We start from the raw sequence: 9,837 nt of genomic DNA, 5'->3' as shown, positions 1-9,837 counted from the left end.
GGTGCCGTACGTCAAGCTGACGTACGGCACCTGCGGTTCTTGGCGTGTGTTGTTTTTGCGGCGTCCCGCTACGCGGACTTGCGGCTGTCCCGGGGATGAACAGCGATGTTCATCGCCCCGGAACGCAGAACGGCGAGCCGTTCCTCGAGGACCTCTTCGAGTTCCTCGCGGGTACGCCGCTCCATCAACATGTCCCAATGCGTACGCGCGGGCTTGGCCTTCTTCTCCTCAGGGCCGTCGCCGTCCACGAGGAGTGCCTGGGCCCCGCAGACCTTGCACTCCCACTCCGGCGGAATCTCCGCCTCGACCGAGAAGGGCATCTCGAACCGGTGCCCCTTCTCGCATGCGTACTCCACGGCCTGGCGCGGGGCCAGGTCGATGCCGCGGTCCGTCTCGTAGCTGGTCACCACGAGGCGCGTGCCGCGAAGAGCTCGCTCACTCATGAATCGTGCCTCCCGGGCTTGTCGCCCACAGGACAGGTGTCGCTGTCGTCGTCATCCGGTCAACGTCCGGTCGGCGGTAAAGATTCCCGTTCCGTGTCCCGTTCCGGGTGATGCGTCGCCGTCGTAGCCGCAGCCTTGCTGACCAATGTCGTACCCACCGGCGCCCGGTTTGTCACATCTGCTAGCAGATATAACCCAGCGTTTCGGCATCTTTGACGCGCAGTAACGGTACGCCTGGCAGGCCAAACGCGTACACTACCGCCCTTTGACTCGGAACGCTAAATCGTGGTCGGCACCGGATTGCCCGCGTCGCTGATCGCCCGGCGCACCGGAACCCTTGCGAGCAGGGCGAACCCGATGACGAAGAAGGCCACCAGGGAGATGATCGCGTCCCGATAACTTCCGGTCAGCTGGTAGGTGATCCCGAACAGCAGCGGGCCCAGCCAGCTCATGCCCCGGTCGCTCATCTCGTACGCCGCGAAATATTCGGCCTCCTTGCCCGGCGGGACGAGATGGGAGAACAGGGACCGGGACAGCGCCTGACTGCCGCCCAGGACCAGCCCGATGCCGGCCGCCAGCACGAAGAACCAGACCGGTGCCCCGGCCGGCAGGAAGTACCCGGCCGCCAACGTCACGGTCCACGCGACCAGCGAGCCGAGGATCGTGCGCTTCGCACCGTAGATCCGGGCCAGCCGCCCCATCCCCAGCGCCCCCGCCACCGCCAGCACCTGGACCAGCAGCACGGCACCGATCAGCGTCGATTGTCCGAGGCCCAGTTCCTCCGAGCCGTAGATCGACGCCTGGGAGATCACCGTCTGGATGCCGTCGTTGTAGACGAGGTAGGCGAGGAGGAAGGCGAGCGTCAGCGGGTGGCGACGCATGTCTCGAAGGGTCGCCGCCAGTTGCCGGAAGCCCTGGGCGGTCGGCTTCTTCGCCGGCTGCGCGTTCGTGGCGCTCGCCTTCGCCGGGTTCTCGGCGGACCTGCGGTCGCGCAGGCGGCGCAGCGGGATGATCGCGAACGTGCCCCACCACAGGCCGGCGGAGGCGAGGCAGATCCGGACGGCCATGCTCTCGGAGACGCCGAAGGAGTCGTGTGCCAGGTACAGGACCAGGTTCATGACCAGCATCAGCGAGCCCGACGCGTAGCCGAAGGCCCAGCCCCGGGAGGAGACCGCGTCGCGCTCCTCGGGTGGGGCGATCTGCGGGAGGTAGGAGTTGTAGAGCATCATCGCGACCGACTGCGCCGCGTTCGCGACTATCAGGAGCAGGCCGCCGAGCACATAGCGGTCGCCGTCCAGGAAGAACATGGCCGCGGTCGCCGTGGCCCCCAGATAGGCGGCCGCCGCGAGGAGGGGCTTCTTGCGGCCTGTTCGGTCCGCCGCCGCGCCGACCAGGGGCATCACCAGGACGGCCACGATCACCGACAGGGACACCGAGTACGCGAAGAAGGAGCCCGCGCGCACCGGGATGCCCAAGGGGTGGACGAACCCGTCCGCGTCCGCCGCCTCCTCGGCGACCGACGTCAGGTAGGGGCCCAGGAAGACCGTGAGCACGCTCGTGGAGTAGACCGAGCACGCCCAGTCGTAGAAGTACCAGCCGCGCTGCTCGCGCCGGCGCCCGGCGGCATCGTCGGCCGCCTCCGTCCGCACGGTGTCGGTGCCCACCCGCGCCCTCGCTATCCCGTGATGATCCCGCGCGCGGGCGGAGTCCGGACGGGGGGCAGACCCAGACGGTCAGACCCAGACGTCCCGGTCCTCCATGACCTTGCGCAATGTGTCGATGTGATCGGTCATGATGCCATCGACTCCCAGGTCCAGGAGCCGGTGCATCGCATCGGGATCGTTGATGGTCCACACGTGCACCTGCAGCCCGCGCGCGTGGGCGGCGCGTACGAAGCGGTGGTCCACCACCTGGATCCCCGACTGCGTCTCGGGCACCTGCGCGGCGACCGCCGAGCGGCGCAGCGCGGCGGGCACGCCCCAGGAGCGCAGCCGCAGATTGAGCACGCCCCGGGTGCCGTACGACGTCGCCAGGCGCGGCCCTGCCAGTCGCTGGGCGCGGATGACGCGCGCCTCGGAGAAGGAGCCGACGCAGATGCGGTCCCAGGCGCCGGTGCGCTCGATCAGGTCGAGGAAGGGGTGGAGCGACGGCTCGGCCTTGAGGTCGACGTTCCAGCGCACGTCGGGGAAGGTCTCCAGGAGCTCTTCGAAGAGCGGCACCGGCTCCTTGCCCGCCACGCGCGCGTCCCGTACGTCGTCCCAGGGCAGGTCGGCGATCCGGCCGGCCCCGTCGGTCACCCGGTCCAGGGTCGCGTCGTGGAAGGCGACCAGCTTGCCGTCGCGCGTGGTGTGGACGTCGGTCTCGATGTACCGGTAGCCCATGTCGACCGCGCGCCGGAACTGCAGCACGGTGTTCTCCAGGCCGTCCGCGGCCCCGCCCCGATGGGCGAAGGGGATCGGGCCGGGGTGGTCGAGATAAGGGTGGCGTATGCGCGTGGTGCTCACGGACGCAGTATCGCGCGCCGGGGTTGCCCGGTGGCAACGACCGTGCTGCCGTCCGATGCCGACGGGACGGCGAACACGCGCAGGAAGAGCTGGGCGAGCGGGCCGATGGACACCGCGTACAGGAGGGTGCCGATACCGACGGTGCCGCCCAGGGCGAAGCCCGTCACGACGACCACGATCTCGACGGCCGTGCGCATCAGGCGGATCGAGCGGCCGGTGCGCAGGTGCAGGCCGGTCATCAGGCCGTCCCGGGGCCCCGGTCCGAAGCGGGCGGCGATGTAGAGGCCGGTGGCCACGCCGTTGAGCAGGATCCCGGCCAGGAGGAGGGGGATCTGGACGGCCAGGGTGTGCGCCTCGGGCGCCAGGGCGAGCGTGCCGTCCATGGCGATGCCGACCACGAACACGTTGGAGACCGTGCCGAGGCCCGGGCGCTGGCGCAGCGGGATCCACAGGAGCAGCACCGCCGCGCCCACGATGATCGAGACGACGCCGATCGTCAGGCCGGTGAGCTCGGCGAGGCCCTGGTGCAGCACGTTCCAGGGCTCCAGGCCGAGGCCCGCCTCGACGAGCAGCGCCGAACTCGCGCCGTAGAGCGCGAGCCCGATGTAGAGCTGTGACAGCCGCCGTACGAGATGCCGCTTTGTGGTCCCTTGTCTGGACAAGACGCGCCCCTGTGGTGGTAGTGGCCTGCTGCATGACACCCTGTGGCTTGGGAGGCATCGCCCTCCATGGCCAATTCGGGGAAGGTGGACTGGAAATCATGGCGCAGTGGACTTCTGCGGTGGGTGCCGCGCAGCTTGCCCGGCTTCTCACGTCCCAGCAGGACCGCCCCGCCGGCCCCGGCAGCAAGCGCCCGCCCGCCTATCGGGCGCTGGCCGACGGTATCCGGCTGCTCGTCCTGGAGGGCCGCGTCCCGGTCGCCGCGCGACTGCCCGCCGAGCGTGAGCTGGCCCTCGCGCTGTCCGTGAGCCGTACGACGGTGGCGGCGGCGTACGAGGCGCTGCGCGCCGAGGGCTTCCTGGAGTCCCGGCGCGGGGCCGGCAGCTGGACCGCCGTACCGGCCGGGAACCCGCTGCCCGCGCGCGGGCTGGAGCCGCTGCCGCCCGAGGCGCTGGGCTCGATGATCGACCTGGGCTGCGCGGCGCTGCCCGCCCCCGAGCCGTGGCTGACCCGTGCCGTGCAGGGCGCCCTGGAGGAGCTGCCGCCCTACGCCCACACCCACGGCGACTATCCGGCCGGGCTGCCCGCGCTGCGCTCGACGATCGCCGACCGGTACACCGCGCGCGGGATTCCGACCATGCCCGAGCAGATCATGGTGACGACCGGGGCGATGGGCGCCATCGACGCGATCTGCCATCTGTTCGCGGGCCGAGGCGAGCGGATCGCGGTCGAGTCGCCGTCGTACGCCAACATCCTCCAGCTGATGCGGGAGGTGGGCGCCCGGCTGGTGCCCGTCGCCATGGCCGAGGGGCTGACCGGCTGGGACATGGACCGCTGGCGGCAGGTCCTGCGGGACGCAGCGCCCCGGATCGCCTATGTCGTCGCCGACTTCCACAACCCGACCGGGGCACTGGCCGACGACGACCAGCGCAGGCGGCTGGTGGACGCGGCGCGGTCGGCGGGGACGGTGCTCGTCGCCGACGAGACGATGAGCGAGCTGTGGCTCGATCCGGACATCGAGATGCCGCGGCCCGTGTGCGCCTTCGACCCGGCGGGGTCGACCGTCGTCACCGTCGGGTCGGCCAGCAAGGCCTTCTGGGCGGGGATGCGGATCGGCTGGGTGCGGGCGGCTCCGGATGTGATCCGCAGCCTCGTGGCCGCGCGCGCGTACGCCGACCTGGGGACGCCGGTTCTGGAGCAGCTGGCCGTGAACTGGCTGTTCGGCACGGGAGGTTGGGAGCAGGCGGTGGACCTGCGGCGCATCCAGGCCCGGGAGAACCGGGACGCTCTCGCCACGGCCGTGCGGCGGGAGCTGCCCGACTGGGAGTTCGAGGTCCCGCGGGGCGGGCTCACGCTGTGGGTGCGGACGGGCGGTCTGTCGGGGTCGCGGCTCGCGGAAGTGGGGGAGCGGGTGGGGGTGCGGGTGCCGTCCGGGCCTCGGTTCGGGGTGGACGGGGCCTTCGAGGGATATGTGCGGTTGCCGTTCACCGTGGGCGGTGCGGTGGCCGAGGAGGCCGCGGTGCGGTTGGGGGCGGCGGCGCGGTTGGTGGAGAGCGGGGCTTCCGGGGGCGGCGATGCGGTGAGGCCGTTCGTGGCGTGAGCGGTGGGCGGCACGACTGCCCGCAGGCTGCGCAGGTTACGGCGGGAGGCTGGCCGGAGGCAGCGCTGTCCGCGTCGGCTGCGGAGAGTGTGACGCGTGGGCACCCGGCGGGCGGCCGCTCGGCTGCGCCGCTTTTCGCGTCCGCTGCGTCGGCTCCTACGAGGTCTCGGCCACCACTGCGTCCGCCGGTACCGGCTCCGGCTGCTGTTCCGGCTTCTCCAGCTTCGGCAGTGCCTCCGCCTCCACCGGCGTCGTCCGCTCCGGCAGCAGGTCCAGTACGGCCTGCCGGTGGGCGTCGCTCGTTGCGTCGTCGTACGGGTCCGGGGTCGCCGGGACCTGGAGGCGGTGGACGGGGCCCGCGCCGAGGCGGGCGTAGCCGCGGCCGGGCGGGACGTCGGCGACCGGGGTGGTGTGCGGGGGAGCGCCCAGGACGGTCCGGAGTTGCTCCGCCGTCGCGGGGCCGAGCACGACACGCGCGCGGGTGTGCTGTTGTACGGCTTCCGACAGGGCGTCCATGGCGTCCCACTGCTCGGCCACGACCACCGTGACGCCCACCGCGCGGCCGTGCCTGAGCGGGACCTGGAGCAGGGACTGCGGGTCCTTGCGGTGGTCCGCCGCGGCCAGGTGGGTGAACGCGGTCGGGCGGTCCAGGAGGATCCACAGCGGGCGCTTGGTGTCGTCCGGGGGCGGGTTGCCCGCCTGGCGGGCGCGGTTCACGGCGATCAGGCGCCGCTCCGTCTCCGTCGCCGCCCACTCCACGCTCGCCAGCGCCCCCGACAGACCGCACTCGACCGCCAGGACGCCGTCGCGCCCGATCAGACAGGCGTACTCGCCGGTGCTGCCGCCCTCGACGATGACGACGTCGCCGTACTGCAGGGCCTGCAGGGCGATCGAGCGCAGCAGGGTCGAGGTGCCGCTGCCGGGCTGGCCCATGACCAGCAGATGGGGCTCGGTGGAGCGGAGGCCGGTGCGCCAGACGACCGGCGGTACGTCGCGCTGCTCGACGCCGTGGGTGAGCGGGAGCGTGCGCTGGACGTGGGTGGGGTCGGTGAAGCCGAGGACGGTCTCGCCGGGGGTCGTGACGAAGCGCTGTGCGGCGATGTCGGTGGGCAGTGCGGCCAGGACGGTGACCGTCAGCTCGTTGCCCTCCTCGTCCCAGGCGAAGTGGTACTCCCGGCCGCGGCCGGACTTCGCGGTCAGCAGGTGCTCGATCCGCGCGCGGGACTCCGCCTCGCCGTCGGTGAAGTAGGCCGGGTACCGGATCAGCAGGCTGCTGACGCGGCCCGTGCCGTCGAACGCGAACTCCGGGAAGGCCTTCTCCCACTCGCCGCCGTGGCTGTACAGCGGGGCCGGGTCCTCGGCGGCCGAGAAGTACGGGACCAGGGCCTCGTACAGCGCCCTCAGCCGCTCCGTCTGGGACTCGTCGGGTCCCTCGGGCGTCGAGGGCTTGCGGTCCCGGCCCTGCCAGGCTGCCGCCGCCATCAGGCTGATGACGGCGAGCAGCGGCCCGTACGGAACCAGCGCCACGACCAGGATCACCGAGGCCACCAGGAACAGCAGCGGTCCGCGCTTGTCCTTGGGGGTGTCGGCCCACTTGCGCCGCCCGGCCGAGGCCAGCCGGCGCAGACCGCGGGTGATCGTGATCAGTGGATGGAGAACGTCAGAGGCGCTGTCGCTCGCCGTCCGGGCCAGCTCCCGGCTTCGGGTGAGCTGCGCCCGGGCCAGCTCCCGGCTTCGGGCGATCTGCGCGCTGCCTGTGCTCAGGATGCGGGGGAGGGGGCGGCGGGCCACTGCGGTCTCCTGGAGGTGCGTACGGGCGGGAGGGGCGGCGTCAGAACTGGATGCCGCCCAGGAGGCTCGCCAGGCTCTCGCCGCCGGCCTTGATGCTCGGGGCGATGGCCGTGCTTGCCAGATAGAAGCCGAACAGCGCGCAGATCAGGGCGTGGGACGCCTTCAGTCCACACTTGCGGAAGAAGATGAAGACGATGATGCCGAGCAGTACGACGCCTGAGATGGAGAGGATCATGTGAGTGCTCCTGGTTCGGGTGGGGACAGTCACCATGAGTACTTCCAGGCTCACAGGATGTATCCATACGATAAAAGGTGCAACTGGGTGAAATTCGGCAGATTTCCTTCTGATGGCGGAGTGTCCTGAGGCGGATGAGCTTGGGTGTTGCGTCCGGCCGTGTCTGCGATGATCTTTGCCGCGAGCGCGTCAGGTCATGTGCCGCGCGAGCCAGTACCCTGGCGAATCACTCGTACGGCCGAGCACCGCTCGCGGTCGTACCCGTGCTCCCCGCAGTTCCCAGCAGTTCCCCGCAGTCCCCGTGTACGTAGTGAGAGGCGGTCCGGCCGATGACTGATGCCCCCGACCCGGAGGTCGTGGAGCTGGCGACCAAGATCTTCGATCTGGCCCGGCAGGGGCAGACCGAGGCACTCGTGGCGTATGTCGACGCAGGCGTTCCGGCCAACCTCACCAATGACCGCGGCGACTCCCTCGTGATGCTCGCCGCCTATCACGGTCACGCCGAGGCGGTGCGCGCTCTGCTCGCCCGGGGTGCCGAGGCCGACCACGTCAACGACCGGGGGCAGACGCCGCTCGCCGGTGCCGTCTTCAAGGGTGAGACGGAAGTGATCAAGGCCTTGCTGGAGGGCGGCGCCGACCCGGCCTCCGGGACGCCGTCGGCCGTCGACACGGCCCGGATGTTCGCCAAGACGGAACTGCTCGAACTGTTCGGCGCACACTGATCCGAATGTTCTGACCAGCGAAAACGCAGAAAACGGGGGAGGCGGTACAGGGCCGCCGAAATTTCGGTCGCGGCAGATGGAAGTGCCGAGTCATCATGACGTCGTGATTCACGGACGCGATGGCTGGGCAGGTGTTGCCGCACCGCGCGGGCCGTGATCGGCCCGCATGGGCCACCGACGAGAGGCAGAGGAAGATGGTCTACAGCAAGCAGGAAACGGCGGGCGCCCCGACGTGTTGTCACGCGGCCAGGTGAAGCAAGAACCCCGGTTGCGTCGACGCTTGATGTGAGGCTGTTTCCCATGTTCGAACCGGTCATAGCGCCCAGCGGTACGCTGCTCGGCCTGCTTCAGCGGGGCCGCGGCGACGGCACCCTGCACGCGCTCACCGCCCCGCGCGCCGAGGCGCTCGCGGCTCTGAACCACTGTGTGCTGCGGGACCCCCGCCACGACTGGCAGGTGGAGAACCGCTCCCTGTACTACGCCCGTCTCTACCTCGACCTGAACGGCGAGCTGGACGAGATCGAGGCCCATCTCTTCGACGTCGAGGATGCCCTCGACTCCGAGGAGTCACGCACCGGGCTGGCCCTGGCCGTTCTCGGCCACCTCGCCTCGTACGGCAGGCTGGACGCCCTCGCGCTGCTGCGCAGGTATGCCGCCTCGGGCTCCAACTGGGCCTGGGCCCTGGACGAACTCGCGCTCCGCGACGACGACGCGGGACTGCGTGCCCTCGCCGCGCCCGTGCTGGCGCGGTTCCCGGCCGATCCCGAGGGCGAGGCCGAGCTGGCCGCCGTCGTACGCGATGCTTTTGAGCCACGGCCATGGCGGCTGTGGGCCGAGGATCCGCGCGAATCGATCGCCACGCGTGTGCGTGCCGCTCATGAAGCCGGCTGCTTCGACCGCTGGCAGCGGCAGATGCGACCTACCGGGCCCCGTCCGGGGTGGAGCGTGCAGGCGGTCTTCGAATGGGCTCAGGAGGGCCTCGAGCGCGGAGCCGCGCTCCATGTGCCGGCCGCGCGGTGCCTCATGGCCGTGGCCGGCCCCGAGGACCGGCCCGAGATCATTGCCGCCGCCAAGGACGGCACCGACGGAGCCCGCTGCACCGCCCTGCGCTACCTGGCCGACACCAACGATCCCGATGCCCTCGACCTGATCGAGGCAGCCGTGATCACCGGCACCTCGGCGGTCGTGGACGCGGCTCTCGACGCCTTTGAGCGGATGCGCAGCGTCGCTGCCATCGATCGCGCGCGCGGCTGGGCCCGGCGGCCCGATCCACTCGGCGCCGCCGCCGGGCGGATGCTCGCCTGCCGGGGCGGCGCCACGGACAAGGACCTGGTCCTGGCGGCGCTGCGCGAGGCCGTACGGGGCGAAGGTCCTGACGCCCCGACCCTGTGGACCCTGGTCGACGGCACCGGACGGCTCGGCATCGCCTGCGCGGCCCCCGTGCTGCGCCACATCTACCGCGAGACGGCGTCCTCCCATCTACGGGGCCGCACCGCTCGCGCCCTCGCTGCCACCGACCCCTCGTACGCCTCGGGGTTCGCCGTCGAGTGCCTCTGGGACTGCGAGGAGACCACCCGCGAGATCGCCGCCCGGCACGCCGAGACCGGTGACACGCGCGTCGTCGAGCGACTGCGCCGGCTCGCCGCCGATCCGGCCGAGGAAGCCGAGGTCCAGACGGCCGTACGCAGCCGGATCGGCCCCGACACGACTGCCGGCTGATCACCGGCCGGGACATGTGACCGCACGGTGAACGTCCGCGGAGATCCGCCCGCAAGGTGAACTCGGGGTGGCCGACGGGTCAGGTGTGCATGGCCGGAACCTGACCCGCTCGGTCGCGGAGCGGAACGCTCATGGGACGTTTCTTGTTTGGAAAGATCCACGT

9 protein-coding genes are annotated in these 9,837 nt (G+C 71.1%); 3 read left to right on the top strand and 6 right to left on the bottom strand.

The features are described from left to right. Positions 1–68: 68 nt before the first annotated feature. The 4 genes from ACWGDB_RS38885 to yczE all read right to left on the bottom strand — a co-directional run bounded on the left by ACWGDB_RS38885 (position 69) and on the right by yczE (position 3,609). Complete coding sequence (locus ACWGDB_RS38885; RefSeq protein WP_003977404.1) at positions 69–443, bottom strand: RNA polymerase-binding protein RbpA; 375 nt, start codon at positions 441–443, stop codon at positions 69–71. A gap of 278 nt (positions 444–721) precedes the next feature. After that, complete coding sequence (locus ACWGDB_RS38880) at positions 722–2,107, bottom strand: MFS transporter (RefSeq protein WP_453826777.1); 1,386 nt, start codon at positions 2,105–2,107, stop codon at positions 722–724. Positions 2,108–2,176: 69 nt separating this feature from the next. Further along, a complete protein-coding gene (locus tag ACWGDB_RS38875; RefSeq protein WP_453826776.1) occupies positions 2,177–2,947 on the bottom strand; it encodes a glycerophosphodiester phosphodiesterase in 771 nt (256 codons plus the stop codon). Further along, on the bottom strand, positions 2,944–3,609 hold the full coding sequence (gene yczE / locus ACWGDB_RS38870) for a membrane protein YczE (RefSeq protein ID WP_453826775.1): 666 nt from the start codon (positions 3,607–3,609) through the stop codon (positions 2,944–2,946). Before yczE ends, ACWGDB_RS38875 begins: the two co-directional genes overlap by 4 nt. A 98-nt stretch (positions 3,610–3,707) precedes the next feature. Here yczE and ACWGDB_RS38865 point away from each other — a divergent pair, with 98 nt between their 5' ends. Continuing rightward, on the top strand, positions 3,708–5,207 hold the full coding sequence (locus tag ACWGDB_RS38865; protein ID WP_453826774.1) for an SCO1417 family MocR-like transcription factor: 1,500 nt from the start codon (positions 3,708–3,710) through the stop codon (positions 5,205–5,207). Positions 5,208–5,363: 156 nt separating this feature from the next. Here the strand turns inward: ACWGDB_RS38865 and ACWGDB_RS38860 are convergent, their stop codons facing one another. Next, a complete protein-coding gene (locus ACWGDB_RS38860; RefSeq protein ID WP_453826773.1) occupies positions 5,364–6,998 on the bottom strand; it encodes an ATP-binding cassette domain-containing protein in 1,635 nt (544 codons plus the stop codon). A gap of 40 nt (positions 6,999–7,038) precedes the next feature. Beyond that, the gene (locus ACWGDB_RS38855) at positions 7,039–7,233 is read right to left on the bottom strand and encodes a hypothetical protein (RefSeq protein ID WP_062722510.1); all 195 of its coding nucleotides are present in this window, start codon (positions 7,231–7,233) and stop codon (positions 7,039–7,041) included. A gap of 329 nt (positions 7,234–7,562) precedes the next feature. Here ACWGDB_RS38855 and ACWGDB_RS38850 point away from each other — a divergent pair, with 329 nt between their 5' ends. Both ACWGDB_RS38850 and ACWGDB_RS38845 read left to right on the top strand, forming a co-directional pair. After that, a complete protein-coding gene (locus ACWGDB_RS38850) occupies positions 7,563–7,955 on the top strand; it encodes an ankyrin repeat domain-containing protein (RefSeq protein WP_328429059.1) in 393 nt (130 codons plus the stop codon). A gap of 300 nt (positions 7,956–8,255) precedes the next feature. Next, complete coding sequence (locus tag ACWGDB_RS38845; RefSeq protein WP_453826772.1) at positions 8,256–9,674, top strand: HEAT repeat domain-containing protein; 1,419 nt, start codon at positions 8,256–8,258, stop codon at positions 9,672–9,674. Positions 9,675–9,837 lie beyond the last annotated feature (163 nt).

Source organism: Streptomyces sp. NPDC055013, assembly GCF_053608645.1.
The sequence above is the reverse complement of the archived record's forward strand: the minus strand, read 5'-3'. Positions and strand labels throughout refer to the sequence as shown.